This window comes from Paenibacillus sp. FSL R7-0179 (assembly GCF_038002265.1).
Classification (GTDB): Bacteria; Bacillota; Bacilli; order Paenibacillales; family Paenibacillaceae; genus Paenibacillus_AQ.
Window position 1 is genome coordinate 268,915 of sequence record NZ_JBBOCC010000002.1, and the last position, 25,223, is coordinate 294,137.

The 25,223-nt window shown below is 47.8% G+C and carries 14 protein-coding genes; 12 read left to right on the top strand and 2 right to left on the bottom strand.

The window, feature by feature from the left end:
• Nucleotides 1-105 precede the first annotated feature (105 nt).
• Complete coding sequence (locus MKX63_RS17930; protein ID WP_341019003.1) at nt 106-363, top strand: hypothetical protein; 258 nt, start codon at nt 106-108, stop codon at nt 361-363.
• Between the two features lie 271 nt (nt 364-634).
• Here MKX63_RS17930 and MKX63_RS17935 read toward each other — a convergent pair whose 3' ends face one another.
• Nucleotides 635-2,590, bottom strand: a complete 1,956-nt coding sequence (locus MKX63_RS17935) for an ABC-F family ATP-binding cassette domain-containing protein (protein WP_341019004.1) — start codon at nt 2,588-2,590, stop codon at nt 635-637.
• 216 nt (nt 2,591-2,806) lie between these two features.
• Here MKX63_RS17935 and MKX63_RS17940 point away from each other — a divergent pair, with 216 nt between their 5' ends.
• The 7 genes from MKX63_RS17940 to groL all read left to right on the top strand — a co-directional run bounded on the left by MKX63_RS17940 (nt 2,807) and on the right by groL (nt 8,062).
• On the top strand, nt 2,807-3,469 hold the full coding sequence (locus tag MKX63_RS17940; protein ID WP_341019006.1) for a 5-formyltetrahydrofolate cyclo-ligase: 663 nt from the start codon (nt 2,807-2,809) through the stop codon (nt 3,467-3,469).
• Nucleotides 3,460-3,936 carry a cyclic pyranopterin monophosphate synthase MoaC gene (gene moaC / locus MKX63_RS17945; protein ID WP_341019007.1) on the top strand — a complete coding sequence of 159 codons (477 nt, stop codon included), beginning with the start codon at nt 3,460-3,462 and terminating at the stop codon, nt 3,934-3,936. The genes MKX63_RS17940 and moaC overlap by 10 nt, the downstream gene beginning before the upstream one ends.
• A gap of 91 nt (nt 3,937-4,027) precedes the next feature.
• Nucleotides 4,028-4,513 carry a MogA/MoaB family molybdenum cofactor biosynthesis protein gene (locus tag MKX63_RS17950; protein WP_341019008.1) on the top strand — a complete coding sequence of 162 codons (486 nt, stop codon included), beginning with the start codon at nt 4,028-4,030 and terminating at the stop codon, nt 4,511-4,513.
• 131 nt (nt 4,514-4,644) lie between these two features.
• Nucleotides 4,645-4,887 carry a twin-arginine translocase TatA/TatE family subunit gene (gene tatA, locus MKX63_RS17955; RefSeq protein ID WP_341019011.1) on the top strand — a complete coding sequence of 81 codons (243 nt, stop codon included), beginning with the start codon at nt 4,645-4,647 and terminating at the stop codon, nt 4,885-4,887.
• A gap of 141 nt (nt 4,888-5,028) precedes the next feature.
• Nucleotides 5,029-5,793, top strand: coding sequence for a twin-arginine translocase subunit TatC (gene tatC, locus MKX63_RS17960; RefSeq protein WP_341019013.1), 765 nt, complete (start codon nt 5,029-5,031; stop codon nt 5,791-5,793).
• Nucleotides 5,794-6,095: 302 nt separating this feature from the next.
• On the top strand, nt 6,096-6,377 hold the full coding sequence (gene groES / locus MKX63_RS17965) for a co-chaperone GroES (protein WP_036723192.1): 282 nt from the start codon (nt 6,096-6,098) through the stop codon (nt 6,375-6,377).
• Nucleotides 6,378-6,430: 53 nt separating this feature from the next.
• A complete protein-coding gene (gene groL / locus MKX63_RS17970; protein WP_341019014.1) occupies nt 6,431-8,062 on the top strand; it encodes a chaperonin GroEL in 1,632 nt (543 codons plus the stop codon).
• 121 nt (nt 8,063-8,183) lie between these two features.
• Here the strand turns inward: groL and MKX63_RS17975 are convergent, their stop codons facing one another.
• Nucleotides 8,184-9,161 (bottom strand): tRNA dihydrouridine synthase, encoded by a 978-nt coding sequence (locus MKX63_RS17975; RefSeq protein ID WP_341019016.1) that lies wholly within the window; start codon nt 9,159-9,161, stop codon nt 8,184-8,186.
• Between the two features lie 269 nt (nt 9,162-9,430).
• Here MKX63_RS17975 and MKX63_RS17980 point away from each other — a divergent pair, with 269 nt between their 5' ends.
• From MKX63_RS17980 to MKX63_RS17995, 4 genes are read left to right on the top strand one after another with little or no spacing between them, the layout of a single operon-like run.
• Nucleotides 9,431-11,080, top strand: coding sequence for a clostripain-related cysteine peptidase (locus MKX63_RS17980; protein ID WP_341019018.1), 1,650 nt, complete (start codon nt 9,431-9,433; stop codon nt 11,078-11,080).
• A 14-nt stretch (nt 11,081-11,094) separates the two neighbouring features.
• Nucleotides 11,095-17,913 (top strand): hypothetical protein, encoded by a 6,819-nt coding sequence (locus tag MKX63_RS17985; RefSeq protein ID WP_341019019.1) that lies wholly within the window; start codon nt 11,095-11,097, stop codon nt 17,911-17,913.
• Nucleotides 17,914-17,934: 21 nt separating this feature from the next.
• The gene (locus tag MKX63_RS17990) at nt 17,935-23,607 is read left to right on the top strand and encodes a dockerin type I domain-containing protein (protein ID WP_341019021.1); all 5,673 of its coding nucleotides are present in this window, start codon (nt 17,935-17,937) and stop codon (nt 23,605-23,607) included.
• A complete protein-coding gene (locus MKX63_RS17995) occupies nt 23,604-25,217 on the top strand; it encodes an S-layer homology domain-containing protein (RefSeq protein ID WP_341019022.1) in 1,614 nt (537 codons plus the stop codon). Before MKX63_RS17990 ends, MKX63_RS17995 begins: the two co-directional genes overlap by 4 nt.
• Nucleotides 25,218-25,223 lie beyond the last annotated feature (6 nt).

Genomic DNA, 25,223 nt, shown 5'->3' on the forward strand with positions numbered 1-25,223 from the left:
GTGCAAAGAGAGTACAGTTGGAGAAACGTAGCTTAATTTCCCGGTTTCTGAGATATATAACGAAGCAAGTGGAAAAACAGCATTTAATGGTGCTAATTGTGCCACATGGGCCGCAACTGTGATCTATTAAATGTAGTTTCTCCAACTGCTGTTGCTGTAGGGAACAATCTTGCTTTAGCAAGTGGAGAAAATCCATTTAATGAACAGAATAGCACCGCACCTGGCTCGTACCTTGCCGAAACAGGTCATTCCGCCGCTGTCCTGTCTCTGAAATTTGAGCTTTATCCAGCAGAATTTTTGCCTCATGCGGCATTTGTCAACCTGTGGACAACGTTATCCACATATTCCGCACGAGTTGTGTAAAAACCGTGTAAAATCAGCAATAACGCCTTTTTTGCGAGCGCCATAAACCAGAGGTTATACTCTGAAACAGAATTGTGAGAATTGTGGATAATGTGGACAATTCGGTGGATAAAAAGTCCTTGACAAGCAAAACAGCCATTTTACGCATGAAAAAAGCCCCGGAGGGCTAATTTTAGGCGATAGTTATGCACGGAAACTGTGGATGGAGCTGTGGATAACCACATTTGAACAAATTGGAAACTGTTAAAATTTTTTTTGGACCGCTTTTACATTATTCCTCAGCCAGTTTCTCCCATTCGCTAAATAAATCTCCCAGCTCGCGTTTTTTGTCCTTAAGCTCACCTTCATGGTCCTGAAGCGCCATATAATCCTGATACACCTCAGGTTTGGTCATTTCATGTTCAATTCCTGAGATGGCTTCCTCCAGCTTCGCGATTTTCTCCTCCAGCTCAGAGATGCGGCGCTGGCGGTTCCGCTCCTCGCGTTTGGCCTGCTTCTCCGCTTCATAGGAGAGGGAGCTGCCTTTTTCCGCCGCTATCGCTTCGCTGTCGGCACTGCGGGAGGACTTGGCGGCGGACAGCTCGGCTTCCTCTTCGGCAATTGCCTTGAGCTCGAGTTTTTTCTCAATATAGTCGTCATAATTGCCCAAATACTGATCAATTCCGTCCGGGTGCAGCTCAAGTACCCGTTCAGCCATCTTGTTGAGGAAATAACGGTCATGGGAAATGAACAGCAGGGTGCCTTCAAAATCGATCAGGGCCGATTCGAGCACCTCCCGGCTGACGAGATCCAGATGGTTGGTAGGCTCATCGAGAATCAGCATATTGGCTCCGCGCAGCATCAGCTTGGACAAGGCCACCCGGGCCTTCTCGCCGCCGCTCAGCGCGGCTACCTTCTTAAGTACATCCTCTCCGCTGAACAGGAAGTTGCCGAGAATTGTACGGATTCTGGCCTCCTCCAGCATCGGATATTCACTCCACAGCTCCTCCAGCACCGTATTGCGCGGATTCAGCCGGGTCTGCTCCTGATCATAATAGGCGATCTTCACCTTGGTTCCCCAGTTCACGGTTCCGCGGGAAGGCTCGCGGGTGCCGGTCATACACTGCAGCAGTGTGGACTTCCCAATCCCGTTAGGTCCAATCAGCGCCGCTGTCTCGCCGCGCCGCAGCTCGAAGGAGGCATTGCGGAAGAGCGGTGCAGCCTCCGGAGTGAAGGACACAGCGACCTCCCGGACCTGCAGCACCTCCTTGCCGGACATGAAGTCGGGCTCGAAGGAGAAGCTGGCCTTCTTCAGGTCGCCCAGCGGCTTATCAAGGCGCTCCATCTTGTCGAGCGCCTTGCGGCGGCTCTGTGCCCGCTTGGTGGTGGAGGCCCGGACAATGTTGCGCTGCACGAAATCCTCCATCCGCGAAATTTCATCCTGCTGCTTCTCATACTGCTTCATACGGATCTCGTATTCCGCAGCCTTCAGCTCCATATAACGGCTGTAGTTGCCTGTGTATCTGTGCGATTGGTGCCGCTCGATCTCCACGATGGTCGTCACCAGGCGGTCAAGGAAATACCGGTCATGGGATACGACCAGGATGCCTCCGGCGTAGCCGCGCAGATAATCCTCCAGCCAGGTGAGCGTCTCGATGTCCAGATGGTTGGTCGGCTCATCGAGCATGAGCAGGTCGGGCGCTTGAAGCAGGATGCGGGCCAGTGCCAGACGCGTCTTCTGGCCTCCGCTTAACGTTGAGATTGGAGTATCCGGTGCGAACTCCCCGAAGCCCATCCCGTGCAGCACGCTGCGGATGCGTGTATTAATCTCATAGCCGCCGTGATCTTTGAACCAGTCGGAGCGTCTGGCATAGCGCTCCAGCAGATCCTCATACCGCTTCGGATCTTCGGCAAGTGCGGGATCGGCAATATCCGTCTCAAGCTGCCGCAGTTCGGCTTCCGCCTCCAGCAGCGGCGCAAATACCGCGAGCATCTCTTCCTGTATGGTGTTATCCGACTGCAGGCCGCTGTTCTGGGCCAGGTAGCCAATCGTAGTCTCTTTAGACTTATGAATTTGTCCGCTGTCATAAGACATCTCACCTGCGAGAATCTGCAGAAAGGTCGATTTGCCAGCTCCGTTGACGCCGACCAGCCCGACTCTCTCCCTCTCGTTCACCATGAGGTTAATGCCGTCCAGCACGCTTTGTATACCATATGATTTCGTTATTCCTGTCGCTTGAAGAAGCATTCTGATGAAACCTCCGCCCTTGCAAATTGGCCTCGGCGGCTTGCGCCCAGGCGATTGTCCAATCTTATTCTCCAGTTTACATGAAAAAGGTTGGACGTGCGAGGTCCATTCTCCTAACAAGGGGAATGAATCAACCTTGGCGAACCAGTGAGAAGAGTGGTAAACTGAGCTTACAAACTATGATAAGCTAGGAACAAGTGAAGGAGGAGGCTGCCTATGCAGGACAGCAGCACGCAGCTTGCCGGGCGGAAGCGTGAGCTTCGCTCCGGGAATACCGCGCTCCGCGATACCTTGCCCATGGAGCAGCGGGAGCTGTTATCCGCCCGGGTATGCGCTCATGCCTGGAGCTGGTTCTCGCAGGAAGGCGCAGCTTCACTGCTTGCGTATGCGCCGTTTCGCTCCGAGCTGGACTGCCGCCCGCTTCTGGCGGCGGCGTGGGCGGAAGGGCACGAGGTGCTGCTTCCCCGCGTCAACCGGGAGAGCGGGGACTTAAGCCTTCACCATATAAGCTCCTGGGATGAGCTTGTCCCTGGAACCTACGGGATCATGGAGCCGCCGGCCGGTAGTGCTGCTCTTGCCGGAACGATCGCGCAAGCAGGACGGGGAACCGGCTGGCCGGAGGTCATCTTCGTACCCGGGCTGGCCTTTGACCGGCGGGGCGGGCGCCTCGGCTACGGACGCGGATATTATGACCGCTTGCACACCGCCTTGGAGGCCGGAGTCCCCGGCACGGCTGTCAAGCCTATGTGGATTGGTCTGGCCTACGGCCTCCAGCTGGTACCCGAAGTACCGCTTGAAGAGCATGATGCACTAATGGATCTGCTGATTACGGAGAACGGCATCTGGGATTGCCGGAAGGAGAGAGCTACATGGAATTAACTCATTTCAACGAGCAGGGCAGAGCGCGCATGGTGGATGTAAGCGACAAGGAAGTTACCAAGCGGACAGCGGCAGCCAGAAGCCGGGTACACATGGCCCCGGAGACGCTGAGCGCCATTAAGGCGGGAACGATCCGCAAGGGCGATGTGCTTGCGGTAGCCCAGGTTGCAGGAATCATGGCGGCGAAGCAGACCTCGGGCTGGATTCCCATGTGCCACCCGCTGCCGCTTACCGGAGTAGATATCCGCTTCATGGATAACAACAAAGATGAACTATATATAGAAGCAACCGTCAGCACTACCGGCAAGACCGGGGTGGAGATGGAGGCGCTCACTGCCGTATCGGCGGCGGCGCTGACCGTATATGATATGTGCAAGGCGCTGCAGAAGGACATGATTATCGGACCTACGATGCTGGTGTCCAAGAGCGGCGGGAAGAATGGGGATTACGTGCTGGAAGCAGAATAGAGCAGCAGCAGGGAAAGATACAGCCGAAGGCGCAGCGGCAGCTGCTTCAGCAGCCGGATATACATAGTATATAGAGAGGGAGGGACAACCTATGGCGTGGAAAACAGCAATCCTGACGGCCAGCGATAAAGGGGCCAGGGGCGAACGGGAAGACACGAGCGCCCAGGTAATTCGGGAGCTGGTGGAAGAGGAGCTGGGCGGCGAGATCATTGAATACCGGATCGTGCCTGATGAGCAGGATGAGATTATTGCTGCATTGATTGAGCTTACGGATTATTTCCAGGCGGATTTGGTGCTGACTACCGGAGGAACTGATCTGGCGATCCGCGATGTTACGCCGGAGGCGACGCGGCGGGTCATTGAACGCGAAGTGCCCGGACTCTCCGAGGCGATGCGCAATACGGTGATGCAGAAGAACCGCGCGGCTATGCTGTTCCGGGGAATCTGCGGCATCCGCGGCAGAACCCTGATTGTCAATCTGCCCGGTACCCCGAAGGGGGTACATGAGAATCTGGCAGCAATTATGGATCAGCTGCCGGAAGCTCTGTTAATGGTTACGGGGCAATACCGCCAGTAATCGGATTCTGCTCTCTTCACTTTTGCCTAAATCGTTCAGGATAGACGATGGATGTGTGATATAAGTTATGGTATTATTATTTTATCGTTAACTATTGTCATGAACGGACAGAAGGATGGGAGGAAACCGGAATGTTAGGTGGTATTGGCACACCTGGAATTATCTTGTTGGTTATCTTGGCGCTGCTGCTCTTTGGTCCCAATAAGCTTCCTGAGCTGGGGCGGGCAGTCGGGCGTACCTTCCGTGAATTCAAGGACGGTGCGCGGGAGATTGTGAACGAGCCGGAACCGGCCAAGCGGAGCGAGACACCTGCTCCTGCGGCCTCGCAGGCAGTGTCAGCAGAACTTCCGCAGGACCGCCGTCTGCCGGAATAATTGTAAGGTTCCCACGCAGGGGCGTCTTTCCCAGGTCTGCTTATAGACTGGGGCGGCGCCCTTTTTTTGAAATATAAGAATTTATATGTTTCACAAGATAACTTATCCATTGCTAATATATCAATCCGGGTGGTGTCAGTTATGTCTCTGGAAGCGGAAGAAATGTCCCTCGTCGATCATCTGACGGAGCTGCGCAGGCGTCTTATCTACGTGCTGATTGTGTTCGTGGCCGGACTTGTGTTGGGCTTATTCGTCGCCAAACCAATCTATCTGTATCTGATCAGCGCCGATGCTGCGCAGGGCTTCGTCCTGCATGCGTTCTCCTTCTGGGACGGAATCGGGATGTATATGAAGATCGCAATGGCGGTCTCACTGGTCTTCTCCGTGCCGTTTATCGTCTTTCAGCTCTGGGCGTTCATCAGCCCCGGCTTGCGGCCGGTGGAGCGGAGCGCTGCCCTGCGTTATGTGCCTTATGTGTTTGTGTTGTTTATTGCCGGCATTGCTTTTGCCTATTACATAGTGTTCCCTATGGCCTTATCCTTCACCATCTCGATTACGCGGAATATGGGGCTTGAGGAGACCTACGGCATCGCCGAATACTTCAATTTCATGTTCAGTCTGGTGATACCGCTGGCCCTGCTCTTCGAGCTGCCGCTGATTGTCATGTTCCTGACCAAGCTCAGGGTGCTGAACCCGCTGCGCCTGCGCAAGATGCGCCGTTATGCCTATTTCGCGCTTGTATTCATAGCTGTGGTCATTACGCCGCCTGATTTCATCTCGGACTTTCTGGTGACAATTCCGCTGCTGGTGCTGTACGAATTCAGTGTGTTCTTGTCCGCATTCGTCTACCGCAGGCAATTGGCTGAGGACGCTAAGCGGGAGTCACAGTATGTGAAGGCAGATTAGCGGGAAGGGAGCATAATATGCCCCTTGCTGGATAGAATGTAGGAGTGTGTGTGCCGGACAAGCGCTGAAACCATAATTTTGGCAAAACAAATACGATTTTGTGTAAAAGGACTTGAAATCCGTCTTCAAGTTGAGTATCATAAAAATTGTTGTTAGCACTACAGAGGGTTGAGTGCTAACGCTGCTGAAAAACCGGGATTGGCCGGAGCGCATTCCTTTAAGAATGCTGATGGCGCAGATCCCCGCAGCTCTATCTATGTTTTCAAGGCAAAACACATAATTTCAAAGGAGGCTATTTTTTCATGATTAAACCACTAGGTGAACGCGTATTGGTAGAACCAAGCGAGCAGCAGGAAACCACTTCTTTCGGGATCGTGCTTCCAGACTCTTCCAAAGAGAAGCCGCAAGAAGGTACTATTATCGCTGTAGGCAGCGGAGCTTTGAAAGACGGAGTCCGTGTAGCGCTGGAAGTGAAAGAAGGCGACCGTGTGCTTTTCTCAAAATATGCCGGAACTGAAATCAAATACGAAGGCAAAGAATATCTGATTATGAAAGAAAGCGACATCCACGCGATTCTTGACTAGTCTTAAACGATTCAGAATACATTCACAAATTATATTAGGAGGTTAACTATACAATGGCAAAAGAAATTAAGTTCAGTGAAGATGCTCGCCGCTCGATGCTGCGCGGGGTTGATGCTTTGGCAAATGCAGTAAAAGTTACACTGGGTCCAAAAGGCCGCAACGTGGTGCTTGAGAAGAAATTCGGCAGCCCGCTGATCACTAACGATGGTGTAACCATCGCCAAAGAAATCGAACTCGAAGATGCCTTCGAGAACATGGGCGCACAGCTCGTTAAAGAAGTAGCTACCAAGACTAATGATGTAGCCGGTGACGGTACTACAACTGCAACGGTTCTGGCTCAGGCGATGATCCGCGAAGGTCTGAAGAACGTAACTGCAGGCGCTAACCCAATGGTTATCCGTAAGGGGATCGACAAGGCAGTGAAAGCAGCTGTTGCAGAACTGCAGAACATTGCTAAGCCGATCGAGGATTCCCAAGCTATCGCACAAGTAGCAGCTATCTCTGCCGCTGATGATGAAGTGGGCCAGCTGATCGCTGAAGCTATGGAAAAAGTCGGCAAAGACGGTGTTATCACTGTTGAAGAATCCCGCGGATTCCTGACTGAGCTTGAAGTGGTTGAAGGTATGCAGTTCGACCGCGGTTATATCTCCCCTTACATGATTACAGATACTGACAAGATGGAGGCTGTTCTGGATAACCCGTATATCCTGATCACCGACAAAAAAATCAGCAGTACGCAGGAAATTCTTCCGCTCTTGGAAAAGATCGTTCAACAGGCGCGTCCGCTGGTAATCATCGCTGAAGACATCGAAGGCGAAGCTCAGGCGATGCTGATCGTGAACAAGCTGCGCGGAACATTCAATGCTGTAGCCGTTAAGGCTCCTGGCTTCGGCGACCGTCGTGAAGCTATGCTGCAGGATATCGCTGCTCTGACAGGCGGCCAAGTGATCACTGAGAAGCTTGGACTTGATCTGAAAAGCACTTCCATCGAGCAACTGGGTAACGCCCGTCAAGTGCGCGTAACCAAAGAAAACACTACTATTGTTGACGGAAGCGGCGACAAGGCAGACATCAACGCACGTGTAAGCCAAATCCGCTCCCAGCTGGAAGAAACAACTTCCGAGTTCGACAAAGAAAAACTGCAGGAGCGTCTGGCTAAACTGGCTGGCGGCGTAGCCGTTGTCAAAGTCGGTGCTGCTACTGAAACTGAACTGAAAGAGCGTAAGCTCCGCATCGAAGATGCCCTGAATGCAACCCGCGCTGCGGTTGAAGAAGGTATCGTATCCGGTGGGGGTACAGCCCTTGTGAACGTATATAACGCTGTTGCTGCTGTTAACGTAACTGGCGATGAAAGAACAGGTGTGAACATTGTTCTGCGCGCTCTGGAAGAGCCGATCCGCACAATTGCTGCGAATGCCGGTGAAGAAGGTTCCGTTATTGTGGACCGTCTGAAGAAAGAAGCTGTAGGCATTGGCTACAACGCTGCAACCGGCGAATGGGTGAACATGTTCGAAGCCGGAATCGTTGACCCTGCCAAGGTAACACGCTCCGCGCTGCAGAACGCAGCCTCCGTAGCGGCTATGTTCCTGACTACCGAAGCGGTTATCGCTGACAAGCCTGAGCCGGAAAAAGCCGGCGGTATGCCTGATATGGGCGGCATGGGCGGTATGGGCGGAATGATGTAATAAGGGTTACAAACCCTTATGCATTAAGGGTTTCCTGAGAAGGAAACACCGTTTGACCACATGATACAAAAATAAGAGGCTTCCTATGAGTTCATTGAACTTGTGGGAAGTCTCTTTTTCTTCAATCTAATTCTAGATCTAAAAGAGGTTTTACTAAACGACGCACTTCGTCTGTTGAAGTGGTTTCCATTAATTGGTCTCTTAGTTCGCCTGCGTCTCTAAATCCACGAACATAGATTTTGAAATAGCGAAGAAGTGGTTTAAATGAACGTGGCAAGGTTTCTGTTGAATATTTATCGTGAAGATCCAACTGTAAAAGAAGTAAATTGAGAAAATCCTTTGCGCTATGTTCTTTAGAGTCTTTCTCAAAAGCAAATGGATTAGTGAAAATGCCGCGGCCAATCATGATACCATCCACGCCGTATTGTTCAACTATTTTTAATCCTGTTGCGCGGTCCGGAATATCTCCATTAATGGTTAACAACGTATTTGGGGCAATTTCATCGCGCAATTTTTTTATTTCAGGAATTAGTTCCCAGTGTGCAGCTACTTTACTCTTCTCTTTTTTGGTCCGAAGGTGAATGGACAGATTCGCAATATCTTGTTTCAATAGATGTCCTAACCAATCGCGCCACTCATCAATTTTAGAGTAACCTAATCTTGTTTTAACACTAACCGGCAATCCACCTGCTTTTGCTGCTTGAATAATTTCTGCTGCAACTTCAGGATGGTGTATTAATCCAGCCCCTTTCCCACTGGCTGCGGCTTTTTGTGCTGGGCATCCCATGTTTATATCGATACCACGAAAACCAAGTTTTTTCATATCAATACTCATCTGTTCAAAAAGTGCAGGTTTATTGCCCCAAATATGAGCGACAATCGGTTGCTCATCCGCTGTGAACATTAACCGGCCACCTACATTTTCTTTTCCAACAGGATGACAATAATGTTCTGTGCTTGTGAATTCTGTGAAGAATACGTCAGGTTGTGCAGCTTCACTAATGACGTGACGAAATACAATATCTGTGACGTCTTCCATTGGAGCTAATATAAAAAACGGTTTCGGTAAATCCAGCCAAAAGTTTGGTTCGTTACTCATATTATCTTCTCCTGTTGCAACATATAAAAACGATATAATCTATAGCTAAGTCTTTTACCCATCCTACATAGACTAACACATTTTGTTAGGGGATGTGAATCAATTAGGTATCCTTAAAAGTCTGATCTCCCGGAGATCAGGCTCTTTTTGCTGTTGGCCAGAAGGGAGCGGCAAGCGCGAACTTAAAGATTTCTTTAACTTTCACACAGGGGTTAATCCGCCATGTAAAATTGTAGCTTGATAGGATCAATCCATTGAAGGGCCGGAACATGATGACAAAAATCCGAGGTTTTATCATTTTTTTAATCTTTCTTCTTGCAGCAACTCCATCATCAGCAGCCGCAGCGGCACAAAGCTCCAGCTATGCAGAAGCGCTTAACCGCCTGGGATTGTTCAGTGGAACGGAGAATGGATATGAGCTGTCGCGGGTGCCTACCAGAGCAGAAGCCCTTGTAATGATGCTGCGTCTGTGGGGGAAGGAGAAAGAGGTCCTGAAAAGCACCTACCAAAGCCCATTTACGGATACAGGGTGGGAAAGCCGCTACGTGTCGTATGCCTATACCAAGGGTGTAGTTAATGGAATCGATGAATTTCGTTTTGGCGGTAACCTGGCCGTCTCGCTTAACCAATATTGTTCAATGGTTTTAAGGGTGCTCAGATATTCAGAAACAAAGGGCGATTTCACCTATGGAACCGCGGTTTCTTTCGCCTCAATAGTTCTGGGGATAGACCTTACCAAAGAACGCGAATTCAATCGGGGAACGCTTGCGAAAATAAGCAGTTATGTTCTAAACACAAGACCCAAAGACCAGCTTGCAACGCTGGGTCAAACCCTTAGTGCAGCAAATATTTTCACCACGCAAGCTTTAAACGAGGCGAGGTCACTTTGGGAGCAGGATAAAAAGTTGAATGGAACGACGATTTTAATCTATGCAGTGGGTTCTGACCTTGAATCACAGCAAGGCCGGTTAACCGATGACCTGGAAGAAATTTTGCGCGGTCAGCCAAGCCAAAATACGAAAATCCTGCTGCAAACAGGCGGAACGCTCAACTATCACAACAAATACATGACCGATGGAGCATCCGAACGCTTTGAAGTTAGCCATGGACAGCTGCTAAAGCACGACAGCCACATCCAAACCGCCGCATCAGACCCTAAAACACTAAAGGATTTTCTTGTATGGGGCAAAACCGTTGCACCAAGTGAGCGTTATATCCTGATTCTATGGGACCATGGGTATGGAACAATGGGCGGATTTGGTGCAGATGAGTTAAACGAACGAAAAACGATGAAGGTTTCGGAGCTATCCAACGCGATCGATTCATCAGATATGTATTTCGACTTAATCGTCTTTGATGCCTGTCTTATGGGTACAGTTGAAATTGCCTATGCACTTAGAAATCAGGGCAAATATCTCATAGCTTCTGAAGATTCAACCCCCGCAGCAGGCTTGTATTATACCACATGGATAGGTGCGCTAGAGCGAAACCCGCAGATCAGCACTGAAAGGATAGGGCGTTTAATTTTAGAGTCCTTTACCCTTCATTCGGGGATTGAAGCTGAGATGCAAACCACCCTATCAATGCTGAGGCTGTCTCAGGCGGAATCTCTGGTTAAGGCCATAGAACATGCAGAATTTGATCTCTCCCTAACAGACCTTGCCAACCGCTCAGAGCTATTAGGCAAAAACGACGGGATATTCGACCAATATGATCTGATAGAGCTTATGGGCCAATCCTCAGAAGTCACTGCCGCCGCCCAAGCACTTGCCTTCGAAGTAAGAAATTCAGCAGGCTATAACCATCGGGGCGGCGTAGCTGTATATGTCCCTAACAAAAAAATTGAACTCGCACATCAAATGAAAGAAGAGCTGAAAGCTATGGGTCTTAGCTCAAAATATATAGAAACTATTTTCTAACGAGGAGGGATTTTATGAAGAAGATTATAAGCTTGATGCTGGTATTTTCGCTTTTACTATCAGTAGCGCCTGTGTATGCGAATGTAGCAACAGAGTACACTTATGTGTTTGGTGTGAAAACAGGTGGCAACGACAACGGCGGAACCGGTGATAATATTTATATGGGCGTAAGTACATATGAATCTGGAATAAACTCTGATCAAGCAACAAATTTTGGCGGCGCTGCCGCTTGGTCTGATACACAACATACATTTAAATTGCAAAATACTCCACCGTGGAGAATGAACGAGCTCGTTTTTTGGCTGGTGGGCAGTGATGACTGGTACGGTGAGTCGGTGGTTCTGTGGCTTCCTCAAATTGGGGGAAACATAAATCCAACACAGACGAAGACCATTCCAATATACTCATGGACAAAAGACCAGGGCAGACTGTATCGTGACATTTCGGACGTAACCAAAAGAAAATTCACCGATATGGGTGACGTTGATAAGCATGGAGGAGAGTTCTATCTGGATGCGAATTCGTCAGGCTCTGAACTTGCAGAGTGGGACAACTATGTCAGAGATCAATATGGTCACTATGACATTATGCAATATGAGGATGCTCCTGTTGTCAGCTATAGCGTTTCGGACGACGCTGTGGGAAGGGATTGGCTGAAATTCCAGGAACCGACAAAAACAAATACATTCCAGATGGATATTGACCGCAAGAAGCTTTACGATCAGATGGTTGCCAAGGACAAAGCAGAGATTTCTCTGACCTATAGAGTGGCGCTGCTTGCCCAGTCTACCAATGCTGAAAGCCTCGGGGGAACCTTTGCCCATACAAGCTCAGGAAATCCCGAGGTTAAAACCTATTTAACAACAAAGATAGGGCAAGCGGACTACTATTATAAAGATGTAACGTATACGTTCTATCGTAGCATATATAACCTCGGCAACCCCGATATCACTCAAACGGTTACCTATTCACCGAGCCAGGACAATCTGTATCTCAACCGTAAATTCACAGATGTTAATATCACGGTTGAAGCGGTGTCCATTCATAAAAAAACTATGACGCAAGAAATTAAAACGGAGCTGATCACCAACCTCCAAGCCACGCCTTCGTTATATATTGGGAACAACACGACAACACCGCTTGCCAACCTGACCATGACGAAACTGCAGGGCAATGACGGCAAGCCAAACGGCAAGCTTCAGTTCACTGGACAAGTCCCGCTGGATGTTAGCGCAGTGGAAAGTGAGGGTATAAGGCTTCAGCTTGACAATGTATCTACCCATCTGACGAAAAAAGGCCGTGCGCAGGCTTATTATTTAGAGAACCCAACTCCAGAATCACCGGCATCACAAAGCTTTTATTTTTCAACTCATAAAGTGGACACCAAAACCCCAACGGTAAGAGTGACCGACCAAACTGGAAATGACCTGACGGGGGCAAATTCCATTCAAGGCAACATCAAAAAGCTGCATGAATTTTATATGGTGGCCAGCGAAACCCTCTATCCAGAAGGAAATGTCGCCCACAGCGAGTCGAATCGAAACTATTTTAATTATGAGCTGTACAAGAAAACCGGTGATTCCTATGAACCGGCCATGACCCGAATCACAAACTTTGACGGTACAGGAAACAAAGCAAGAGTTACCGCACCGATTAACACGCAGGTTATCAATGGCGTTAGCCTAAAGCTAAGTCCAATTGATCGGGTGGAAGGCGAATTCAAGCTTCGGCTGTATGGATGGGATCAAGCTGACAATCCGCTTGGCGGAGAGGCCGGATATGCAGAAATTGAGAATATCCTAATCGATAACCAGGCTCCGCGGGTGACCGTAAACGAAACGGTACATCCCCAAGATGCACAGCTCCGCAAAAGAAATGACTATAGCTTTGAAATGAATGACCTTGAGCAAAGCAATAACGGCTGGTCAAGAACTTATTATACCTTTATGAACGGGAATGCGGCGCCGCCTGACACGCCAATCAATCAAATTAAACCTGCCTCTGCAGAAATTTCCTCAACTCAAGGGATATGGGCATTTGTAGACTCAGAAGGTGACAGCACCACTGCCATTCTATCCATTCCCAAAGGAGACAACTTTGAGGGAACGCTCTATTATTTCACAGTAGACTCACTTGGAAACGATTCTAGAAACGAGCAAGCCTCCAGATACTATAAAAAACCTGTGAGTATTTTCAATGGAAATGTTGCTGACACACTGATTACGGAGGATTCCAGTCTTCCAAAGCCGTATTTCGACCTTAGCTTTGACGTAAGCAATCCAAACCTTGAAACGAGTTACCGGTGGATTTCTGATCCTGGCAATGACAACAGCTTTACACAAAAATTCAGAGTGTACGAATCAAGCGATGATGTTGGTGCAGCTGAAAAAACGAATCTTAGCGGAACCAAAGTGCTGACGGACGGGAAATATATCCTTGAATATCGTGTGAAAAATAAACAGTCTGGTAACACTGCCGAATTCTCACAAGTATACACGTATGACGCCTATCCTCCGGAGATTAAATTTACCGTAGGAAGTCAGCACAATCTCTTTAAATCATCCCATCAGTTTAACGTGAAAGTGACAGACCGCAGTGAAATTGCCAGTGCATATTACTATGTATCCAAGCCGGACTCCGAGATCAGAATTGAGGGTATGCCGAACTATCCGCTGACACTGACCCTTGGCAGTGACAACATAGCCCAGGTTAATCAAACCTTGACCCTGACCGGACTTCCAACAGGTGCATACAGTATTGTGGTTGTGGCCAAAGACCCGCATGGCAGAGAAAGTAAAAAGGTGTCCCCGTACTTTGGGATGAGGTCAGAGCCTGCGGTAATTGATACCTTAAACTTTGGCGGGGCACAGACTCTAAACGGAATGGGTACAACAACGGATGGAACCTATAGTGTCTATGCTGTGTTGAATGAGCCCCATGCCTCATGGACTTCTGACAGCGCAACGAAATATCAGAACCCGGTATATTATGCAACCACGGACGGCATGCCAACAGATAACGGCACTTTAGTTCCTGAGTTTACAGCGAGCAGCAATTCCGGCGGGAATTATGCATTTACACTCGACACACCGGTTCCGCTTCAAGAAGGTGTCAACACCATCTATTTTCAGTTTGGACTCATGAATGTTCCTGCTGACGACAGACCTGAGTTTGTAACAGAAGCAAGACCGGTCACCATTCTGTATGATAGCCAGGCACCAACCTTTGAATTGCCGGACTATAACACCATTCAGCCAACCAACGCCTCAGTGACAGCAACAATAACCGCAAGTGATGCCGGCACAGGGATCAGCAAGCTGACCGTTGCACCCGAGGATGCAGACAAAATCACGGTTTCTCCCTATACAGACGGTGCATTCACGGTAACGGTAAGCGAAAATATAACCACAAATCTGATCCTGTCCGACGAGCTTGGCAATCGTGTTCTGGTTCCTGTTTCCGTATCTAACATTGACCGGGCAGCTCCATCTGCGCTTGCTTCAAGTGACGTTGTGACCAAAGGAGCCAGACAGGATGGTGTGATTACAGTTGATGTCTCAGACAAGAATGACACAACCGTCTCCTTCGCGCTTATTCAAGATCCGGCAGCAAACCATATTCTAACCGAAGACGACTATGCGCTGTTTCAATCAAGTCCATCCGTGGAAATGCAGAGCAGTCCGGCAATCATTAATGGCGAAGGCAACAAACAGAAAACCTACACCATTGACTTGAAGGGGCTTAGCGGAAGCTATGCCATTGGGGTCAAAGCCGTCGACACCGCAGGAAATGTGACTGAAAAAGTGTTCTTTGACGCAAAACTGGACCTGGTTGACGCGGGGGCAGCCATTGTAAGTGTCAGTGCAAACCCCAGAACCACAAAAACCACCGCAACGGTCAGCGTTTATTTTAACGTTCCAGTAACCGTAATGCCAAACGCACCTGTAGAGGGAGATGCTGTGGGGGATATGGCCAGGTCGAACCTGCTGTATACAGGACTTTTAACAACCTCCGCTAACTATGTAATGGACTATGAGGTTGTTATCCAAAACAATAATAAAATCAGCCTTTACGTTCAGGACGAGGTTGGAAGAGACAGTGTTCTGGAATTCACGCCTGAGGTTGATTTTGTTACAGGCTTTGATACTACAGGCTATGTAGAGAAAAATGGTCAAACGATTCAAAACGGCGGGTTCATATCCTTTAACCAGGGAGACAAGCTGTATTATATTGTAGTTCCGAATCCAAAGTATGCCGGACAATATTTCTTTGTTGAACATGCAGTATTATCCGGTTTAGAACTCAATACCGAGCTAAGTGTTCCTGACCCGTCGTTTACAGAAGTTGAAGGAAGAACAGCTTATTCTAAGCTTGTATTTGAAGCGCTAAGAGACGGCAAAACAACAAAATCAGCTTATTTCGAGACCTATACGGCAGAAGGTATGGAAGCTGACCGGATGGAAGCGGAATATGCTGCCATTGCATCGGTTGACGAAACTGCACCAGCTGCAAAGGTGAACTATTCGACCACGGAGCCAACCAACCAAAATGTTACCGCAACACTTTCTGTATATGACCCGGAAAGCGGAATTCTAAAACTTGAACGTTCGTATGACGGCATAAGCTTTAGCCCCATTGAATCGATTGTTTCACATACCGAAACCTTCGAGCAGAATGCAACAGTGTATTTCAAAGTGACAAATAAAGCGGGAATAGTAACAATCGTGCCGGTCTCGGTTTCAAACATTGATAAAACGCCAATTACGCAAGACAAACACTACACGATGGAATACAGCTATGAGAACTATCTTGGAAACTGGGTTCCAATCCAAGAAGGAAAAGCCTATAGAAGGGTTATGGCAACGCTCAAGTTTACCGGAGGCGGAAAAACGCTTGCTATGACAAACAACAACGCAGCCTTCTCAAGGACGCTAACAGAGGATAATCACACATTCACCTTTGAGTTTAAAGATCAATCGGGCAATACAGGTTCTCAAACGGTTAGCTATAACCATTACGACAATACCATTGGCCAAACCTCCTATGTGTTATCCAGCACGTCCAAGACGAACCAAAATATCTTTGCAACGATCACTTTAACGGATGATTCAGGTGAAATCGCCTTTGCAGAGGTGAAGAAGGGCGAGGTGGTCTATCCCTTCAAAGGGGAGCCGCTTGAGAATGAATATGTCGTAGAACTGGACAGCTCAGGAATCTACAATGTGACAGCCTATGACTACGCTGGAAACCGTTGGACAACTCCGATCACTGTCTCAAATATTAACAAGGTAGTGCCAACTGCTATCGCAAAAACGTACAGCACGCCTCCCACCGCCATTACTGCACAAAGCGTGAATGTAGAGTTGACACAGTTCAGCAAGGAGCTCAAGACGATTACAGTCACCGGTGTAGAACCTGCCGGAAGCCTAACTGCGGGCGATATTGTTCATATCCCCGGCACAAAAGCTGTCCGCTTTAGAAAAAATGGTACGGTGTCCATGTTCTTTGTTGACGACTATGGCAATGAAGGCCAGGAAGTGATTACTGTATCCAATATTGTGTCCACACCGCCGCAAATCAAAGCCACAGCCACATTAGCTGAAGATAAGCTGAGCGTGAATGTGACCTTTGACCAGATCCGTGACAGTGACGGCGTTCCGCTGGACCTTCTTAGAAAACTAACAGACCTTACCGTTTCTTATCGTGGCTATGAACATGCACTTCTGACGGAAGTGAAGGACGAAGCCAGCGGTGCCCTGTCCTATAAAGAGGCAGTGATCAACGTAAAAACGAACGGGGAGCACGTCTTTCAAGTTAGGGACCAAACAGGCATCACACAGAAAATTCTTGTAACGGTTGAAGGAATTGAAGTGGGCGGCCCAAGGGTTAAAGAAGTCCGCTGGACATATAAATATCTCGAACAGAACCAAAGCGGCGAGTGGGTGGAAAAGGATCATCAAAACAAGATTGTTGTTGGTGTTGACACCTCTGGAAAAGAAGAAGGCTATGTTGTGGGAACCGACAAGAACCCGGCAACGAACCAGAATGTGAATGTCACGGTAATCACGGATAAAGATGCTAAATTCGTGGGCGGGAACGATCCGTGGGAACAAGAGAAGTCAATGAACTATAGAGACAATGGACTTTACAATTTTAACCTTGAAGGAAGAACAGGGACCTATACCTCGTACGGTGTTGACATTGGTCTAATCGACAAAACACCCCCTGTGCTGAAGCTTAAAAATGGTGAAGAGCTCATCTTCATCGAAGGCATGACGCCACAAAAAGATGCCTCCATTGCCTATGACAAGTCCAAGCTTCTGGACTTCGAGGCATGGGATATGGTTGCGGGTAAGAAGGTGGACCTGACGAAGCGGGTCACCATAAGCTATGGAGCCGGCGGGCGGATGTTTAACCCTGACAACATCTCGGCCAATGAATTTGTCCGCTCGAACCCGTACTATATCGACTATACCGTAAGAGATGATGCAGGGAATCAAACCACCATTCGCCGGACTGTTCGCCTGGTAGGTCTTTATGACACCATAGCACTTGTGAACGGCGTGATGCCGGACAGCTCCAATGCTGCGTCCGTTCTTGGAAACAAGGTTGAAATTTCACTGAAGAACTTCTCCGGGATCTCGTATGCACGTTATGAAAAAGGTGTCTTAACCCAAGGTCAGATGAAAACAAAAGGAACAGTCCTGCCGGAGAAAAGCGGAGTGTATACCCTCGACAATGTGACGAACGGTTGGTACACGGTATATATCCAAACGGATAAACGCGACTATTTCAACATTCATGTATATGTCTCAAATCAAGGGGGGAAATAGGCAATGACGTTCTATAGAACAATGAAACGCAGCATAGCTGCAGCTATTATTCTATCCATGCTTTTCACGTTTGCAAGTTTCCCTGTTCATGCTGACGCCAGTAATGCTAATTATTCCATTGCGAACGAATATATGAAATATTCAATTAATTCAAAAACCGGTGGTTTCTCCATCGAAACTATTGACGGTCATCCGCAAAAAGCGTTTGATAACAACCTTCCGCTTCTGTATAAGGAAGATGCGGCAAGGAGTAATGGAACATCGTTCACAACCGTCCGGATCGACGGAAAGGATTTTATTTTCGGTCAGGAATATGGCTGGTTTGGAATTGATACCAAGCTTCATGAACCTGTCGTTTCTGAGCAAAACAGGCTTTTAACCATTGCATGGGACATTAAGGGCTATACCATCACACAAAAGGTGTCCATTTCAATCGACCCTAACAATTCAAGGACGGGTAACATTGGTATTTCATATGATGTGAAAAATAACAATGCCACAACCGGAACGGTGGGGATTCGGCTTCTGCTGGACAACGCGCTGGGTTCAGAGATTGACGCACCTTACGTTTTGGTTGACCCGTCGCAGCCGACAATCGTTGAAACGGAATATAGCGGTGACAACCTTCCGCAGCAAATCAGATATGTTGATTCTCTGTCCGCTTCGAACAAGACGGCTTATGCCCTCTTGTCCGGCTGGAGCGGCAACAAGGATGTCAACGTTGATAAAGTGATTGTCGGACACTGGATTAATCTTGCAAACACCAGATACGAGTATACACCAAACCCTAGTGTTGACTTTACTAATTATTCCAACCAATACTTAGTTCCTGACACTGCAACAGCTTATTATTGGAATGAAAAAACCATTGAGCCGGGTCAAGTCAGAATTTCTGAAATGCTCTATGGCATCGGCAGCTTTGCTGAACAAACCCAAAAGGAGCATGTATCCATAGGGATTCAAACCGAAAATGTATTGCTGGCTAACGACAAAAAGGGGTATGAAAACAATGGTGTTTTTAAAGCAAATGTAGTCATTGACAATAGTGTCTCAGGAGCAAAGGAACTTATAGAACCCATTGTGAAGCTTAGTCTCGAAGAAGGACTTGTGTTTGCAGCCACGAAGACACGGGAATACACAGTGAAGATTTCGGGCGGTCTTAACATTGGAACGGTGTTTGATATTCCGGATGTTGACATTATTGCTGAGGCACAGTCCATGATCACATCAAAACGCCTGGTCGTTTCGCTAAACGCCACAGAAATTATTGATGCTAAGACCCATAAAGTGGTTGACTATAGTGCCAACACAAACATTTTGATTCCTGCAGTGGAAGGAAAGCTCCCGGAGGTTTCAATGAAGCATGTTTTCCCGGCGGCCGTGTATTATGAAGGCGACAAAAACCTTACCGTTTCTGGCGATATGAAGGTGTTGTCAGGGGCCCTTTCGGGAAGTGACGGATGGGGTCTGTACCTTGTTTCATCAACAAGCGGTGAGGCTGCTCTGATTGACAAAAGAAAAATAAGCTTTATTGATGAAGGCCAAACGCTTGCGTTCTCAACGAATCAGACGTTGGCGGTTGGAAAGTATGATATTGAATTCAGATTTACAAATCAACAGCTGATCGATGCCTTTGGTACCAAAGTTAAAGCAGCCGCTACAGTCGACGTTACCGATAAGTTAGCGGATAAAAGTGCAAGCTACGGTATTGTCTCGCTAGTCCGGTTCACAGATGCTGCAAACCACAGACAGTTATATGACTATATCAGTTTTACAAACGAAGATGTAATGAAGAAATTTATAGCCGGCGGCGTGAATAAAGACGGCATTCTTCACAAAGGAATAGCCTTTAAAGAAGGCGAAACAGAAATCCTGTTGACGCTTCGCGGGAAAATCAGGCTGATGGATACGGGTACGGAAAAATATTACTCTGCCAGCCCTGCCGATGGCGACATTACCATCAACAGCATCTTGACCTATGACAGCACCGAAGCCCTTAAGATGACCGTTGACAACAAGGGGGCTAAGCTGGAAGGCGATGGTACGATCAAAGTGATTAACTCGATTAATATTTGGCATAATAAGTGGCATTTTGAAGCCAGCAATGGTACCAAATATACCTTGAACCGGGAGGCTGTTGCCGAGAAGACTGCTCAGGCTTTTGAACTACAGCTCGGTGATGCCGGTTATATGCTGCAGAATATTGCAGGTTTTTTGATCAATATTAAGTACGGTGTTATGACTCATGACGATGATGATTTCGGAATTAGCTTTGGCGGTAGAATTTCAATGCCTTTAAAAGCTGCTGATTCATCGAAGGGTGAGGAGCATTATGATTATAAAGGCTCGCTGACAGCGAACGTTCAAGATGTTCTCTATGGAAGTAAAGACAGCGAGATTGGTTTTGTTGGCATTAACACAACACTGTCTGTAGCCTTGCCCAAAGATATATTAGGCCCGTTAGTAGGAAACGAAGCCGGTGTTAAGGCGGATATCACCATTAACACCATTGATGATATTTATAGTATTGATGCCGGTGTTTCTGTTACCATGCTGGAAGTAGAAGGGTCATTGGCCCTCAAAAAGGTTCCTATTAACTCCGTGCCCAAAATGATGCTGGACAAGCTCACCTTCTTTTTAGCGCCATCCACAATGAAGGTTCCTGTGGTTGCACCTTATGTATTTATCACAGGCCTTGGCGGAGGAATCTCAAACCTTGCAGACACCGTTGCCGGAGAACCGGCAGGCGAGCTTCCGCCCCTTACCATCCATCTTCAGACGAGGCTATTAATTAATGCCATTATTGTAGGTGACTTTAAGCTGGATGCGAAGCTATCCGGTCTCGCCATAGAAGGCAGCGGCCACCTGGAGAAAGACGAAGAGGGAAGGCTGCTTAATATTCAGGCGGGAATGAATGTTCAATGGATCTCGCCGTTTCAGCTTAATGCCTTCGGCAACATCAGTATTCATGCCGGAGCCATTCGCGGCGGGATCACGATTAAAATTACGGAAGATTATTTCTATGGTTACGTGTACGCAGGGCTGTTCATTCCAGACTCCATCCCGCTGCTCGGGGGTAAGGAGATCGCAGGCGTTGAGGCAGCCGTCTCATCGGACTTTGTGGGTGCGAACTTTAAGGTCATTGGGGTGAAGCTTGGCTTCATCTATTATTGGAACGGTGACCTAAGCTTTGGCGGGTCCATCGACCTCTCTTCAAGAGGAGACGCCGTTCACTATGTCCACTCGGAGGCGCTGGACGAGAGCGGCAATCTTGTGCCGACCACCATGATCTATGGAACGAATATGAGAAGACTGAGTACGGAGGCTGTCGCTAAGACAAGGGCCGGGAATGGGGTGACCAAAGAGATTAATCCGGCCACAAAGGATGCCCTTCTCTTTGAAATTCCGCTTCGCGGTTTAATCAAGCCGTCTGCATCTGAAATCATTGTCACCAATCCAAATGGCAAAAGACTGACCATGGTTGAAGACGATAATAAGGGCAACGGAAACTACCTTGTTCAATCTTTAGACGGCACGAATTATCTGTACATCTCAGTCACTGATCCCTCTCTGATTGTTGGGGGCAACTGGTCCGTTTCAGTTTCGACACCTGATGTCTTTATAGACAGCTTTGCAGTAAACAGTGTTGACTATATGCCTGAGCTGACAGGAGTTAGTGCTGCTACGAGCGCAAATACAAGCCGTGATATTAACGTTTCCTGGACTACGGACAAGCAGGGCCAATATTCGGGTGCACTTAATGTCTATGTCACGAAGGACCCGTCGGTCATGAAAGCCATTGAATCCTCTAACATTCAAGATACTTCATCATTAATTAGTATCGGCAACCTGGAGTTAGATGAAATTAAATCAGGTTCTCATGTATTCACGCTACCTGAGTCGTTTCCTGAAGGGAAATATCATGTGGTGGCAATGCTTGTGAACCATCAAGGCGGAATGAGCAAGAAAATCACGGCTTCAACCTTCACTTTTACCAATCCATTGCTCCCGCAGAACCCGAAATCTGTGTCTGCGGTCTACAGCGGTGACGGCTATGTGAGGGTTGGCATAACGGGAAGCGACGACACTGCAACACATTATCTTGTGGCGATCCAAGATGAAGACGGGGATGAGGTCGAGAATTCCTTTGGTCAATTTAAAGTTGGCAGTGAGATCATTCTCAAACCATTAGAAAACCAAACCAACCGGCCTCTATTACAGGAAGGCAAGACTTATTCAGTTAAAGTGCAGGCGGTTAGAATTGTGGAGTCTCCCCTTAAACAGGCGGAATATTACCGTTCAAGCGAATTTGCATCATCGCCAAGCTTTGTTATGCCTTCAACGGATAAGCCCAAGCTTGTAAGCGTCGAGACAAACATTGACAGATCGAAAGATATCTATTACTTAAATACTGACCAATTCAAGGCGACGTACACCTTCGACAGACCTGTTAAAATGACCCTAAACCTTAACACCGAAGATAAAAACACACCTCAGGAATTTAAGAAGGTGTGGTCCTTTGAAGAAAGTCTTGAAGACGGCCAGCACTTGGCTGATTTTATAGCGGTTGCTGAAAACCGGGACACCCTCCAAGGCAGCCGCTCATCAGGAGCCCTAGGATTTACTGTGGATACAAAAGCGCCTGTGTTACTCCTTGATGAAGAGGTTAAAACCAGCCTGGATAAGGAAAACGTTGATAACACCGTCAGCAATCAGGTTGTTTTTGTTGGTGCGGACCTAAGCTATAGCTTCCATGGCCTAACAGAACCATCCGCAAGCTTAACGTTAGACGGCAGTTCAGACGGCATTGTTATCCGTCCTGACGGAACCTTCGTTGTTAACCGCAAGGCTTCAAGTGAGGACCCGAACCAGACCCTGATGCTTACAGCGGTTGATGATGCCGGGAATGAAACGGTGGTTCCAGTGTATCTTGTGAATCGTGTTCTGTCAGAGTATGAAAGCATCAAACTCATCTCTGACCTGGAAGGCTCCGAGGATCAGCCTGATTCGATTGAGCTTGGCATAGGCGGGACAACGGCGCTTTCTGTTAAAGCTCTCCGCACAGTTAACGGCACCGTTCTAAAGGCAGAAGACGTTGTGTGGGACGTTCTGTATAATCAGAACATCATCAGACTTTCCCAAGACGGGACCCTTGAAGCATTAGCTCCAGGCGAAACGGCCATCAAGGTTAGTTATAGACTGTCTGCTTTTGAAGGTCAGAACGGGAAGACGGTCTATAAAGAACTGTCAGACGTTATCAAAATTCATGTGAAAGATTATGGTTACCGTTATGAAATTCGTCAGACCCAAGGGTTCTCGTTGTACACCATATACACTGAAATGAACATGGGCAAGGCAACGGTTGTGATTGGAGGCAACAAACAAACTCTATTATATGACAATCTCAAGAAAGCCTATATCGGTGCTTCAAAGGAGCTTGTCACAGGCGAGCAATTAACAGTCAAGCTTGGTTTTGAACCAACGGTAAAATCTCCTGTTCTTCTGCGTGGAGATACCGATGGCAGCGGTACGATTGATAAAGTCGACGTTTTGGCAACCTTGAACGCTATTTTAGACAATGTTTACAGTGGTTTTAGTTCTGTAGAAAATTGGATGAGAGCTGATACCAACGGTGACGGCGTTGTTGACATTGTAGATGCGCAGCTCACCCTAATGGAGGCACTGAAAAGATGATCAAATACTTAAAAGTCATTTTGTGCATCATGCTTCTAGGGGCTGTTCTACCATCTTATGCCTACGGTGCAAATGATGCTGCAGACCTTAGTTATCGTGTGGGCATCACCGTAACAGACAGCTCGGGTTCATTGAAATCATCCTTTAAGGTTGGAGAAAAAATATTTGTTAAGCTTAGTCTTGCCTATACGGGTGCCGGAAGGGCACCGGTATATGGCTTTCAAGGAAAGCTGCTGTTTGATGCTTATGTACTGGAAAATACCGCTGTGAAGATGGAAAAGGATATTTCAATGAAAGTTTCAGGTGGCGCCATCAACTATGTCTATCTAGACATGACCGCCAAGGGCACAGAGGATTCCATCCTGCAAAATATCGGAACGGCTGTATTTCAAGCTAAAAACAGCGGCACGTTCAGCATTTCTTCAAGCGGCTTCATTCTAACCAACAAAGATGCGACACACCGGTATATTGAACCGGTTGAAGCTGTGCAAATCATTGTGGGCGATGGAGTAAAGGATGCCTCAAAATCTCTGTTATATGAAAACATTATTGCTGCAAAAGCTTTACTTGCTTCAGTAACTATTGCGGATAATCCCAAAACCATCTATTATCCGGATTCTTGGTATCCAACAAAATCCGCGCAAACATTGAGAGATGTGATTGCCGGGGCTGAGGCTGTTTTTAATAACAAGGACGCGCTGGCTTCGGAAATCTCTGAGGCTATTGAAAAGCTTAGCACTGGCGTTTCCGATTTCGGGAACTCCAAAATTACCGGTCCGAAACGTTGGGCTGCTCCGGAGGGCAATTCCACAGCCGGTAGCACCACAGTGGATCTTTACTATTCCGTTAAAGCTTCGGTGAAAGGCGGAAACGGCAAAATTGCCGAGGGCTTTGAAGTTCAAACCATTCGCGCCACCACCTCTGCCACCATCCGAATGATTCCGGGTGAAGGGTATGAGACCGAATATATCTTTGTCAACGGTGAGAAATATATAGGCCATGACATTTACACCATTCCAGAGGTTAGCCGTGACACCCTTGTGGTGGTTACCTTTGCGAAAAAACCTCCTTTTACAGATATAGCGCATGACGATTGGTTCTACTCTTCTGTAAGATATGTGTACAACAAGGGACTGTTCACGGGAACCACTGAGACAGAATTCTCGCCCTCCGGGAAGATGAGCCGTGCCATGCTGGCCACTGTACTCTATCGCATGGAGAATAAACCGAAGGTTACATTTGCCAGTGTATTCTCCGATGTTCAAAGTGGCCGCTGGTATTCAGATCCGGTGATTTGGGCCCATCAAAAGAGCATTGTTAACGGGTATGATAAGGGGAAATTCGCTCCCAATGATGCGATCACCCGTGAGCAAATCGCGGTTATGCTGCATAGATATGCCAAGGTTAAAGGGGTAGGCCTTCAAGCTAAAAATGCAAGCCTGAGCTTCAAAGATGCCAATCAAATTTCAGGCTATGCCAAAGAGTCTATTACTTGGGCTGTGTCCAAGGGCATCATGAAGGGCAACACGGATGTAACTATAAATCCTTCTGGTCTTGCTACCCGAGCGGAGGTCGCCACTATGCTCGAAAGGTTTAATGAGCTGAATTGAATTTAG

Excerpts from the sequence above, each read along its gene's own strand:
- tatC (WP_341019013.1), top strand. The coding sequence starts at position 5,029 with ATGTCTCTGGAAGCGGAAGAAATGTCCCTCGTCGATCATCTGACGGAG.
- MKX63_RS17995 (WP_341019022.1), top strand. The coding sequence starts at position 23,604 with ATGATCAAATACTTAAAAGTCATTTTGTGCATCATGCTTCTAGGGGCT.
- MKX63_RS17940 (WP_341019006.1), top strand. The coding sequence starts at position 2,807 with ATGCAGGACAGCAGCACGCAGCTTGCCGGGCGGAAGCGTGAGCTTCGC.
- MKX63_RS17985 (WP_341019019.1), top strand. The coding sequence starts at position 11,095 with ATGAAGAAGATTATAAGCTTGATGCTGGTATTTTCGCTTTTACTATCA.
- groL (WP_341019014.1), top strand. The coding sequence starts at position 6,431 with ATGGCAAAAGAAATTAAGTTCAGTGAAGATGCTCGCCGCTCGATGCTG.
- MKX63_RS17935 (WP_341019004.1), bottom strand. The coding sequence starts at position 2,590 with ATGCTTCTTCAAGCGACAGGAATAACGAAATCATATGGTATACAAAGC.
- MKX63_RS17950 (WP_341019008.1), top strand. The coding sequence starts at position 4,028 with ATGGCGTGGAAAACAGCAATCCTGACGGCCAGCGATAAAGGGGCCAGG.
- tatA (WP_341019011.1), top strand. The coding sequence starts at position 4,645 with ATGTTAGGTGGTATTGGCACACCTGGAATTATCTTGTTGGTTATCTTG.
- groES (WP_036723192.1), top strand. The coding sequence starts at position 6,096 with ATGATTAAACCACTAGGTGAACGCGTATTGGTAGAACCAAGCGAGCAG.
- MKX63_RS17975 (WP_341019016.1), bottom strand. The coding sequence starts at position 9,161 with ATGAGTAACGAACCAAACTTTTGGCTGGATTTACCGAAACCGTTTTTT.
- moaC (WP_341019007.1), top strand. The coding sequence starts at position 3,460 with ATGGAATTAACTCATTTCAACGAGCAGGGCAGAGCGCGCATGGTGGAT.
- MKX63_RS17990 (WP_341019021.1), top strand. The coding sequence starts at position 17,935 with ATGAAACGCAGCATAGCTGCAGCTATTATTCTATCCATGCTTTTCACG.
- MKX63_RS17930 (WP_341019003.1), top strand. The coding sequence starts at position 106 with ATGGGCCGCAACTGTGATCTATTAAATGTAGTTTCTCCAACTGCTGTT.
- MKX63_RS17980 (WP_341019018.1), top strand. The coding sequence starts at position 9,431 with ATGATGACAAAAATCCGAGGTTTTATCATTTTTTTAATCTTTCTTCTT.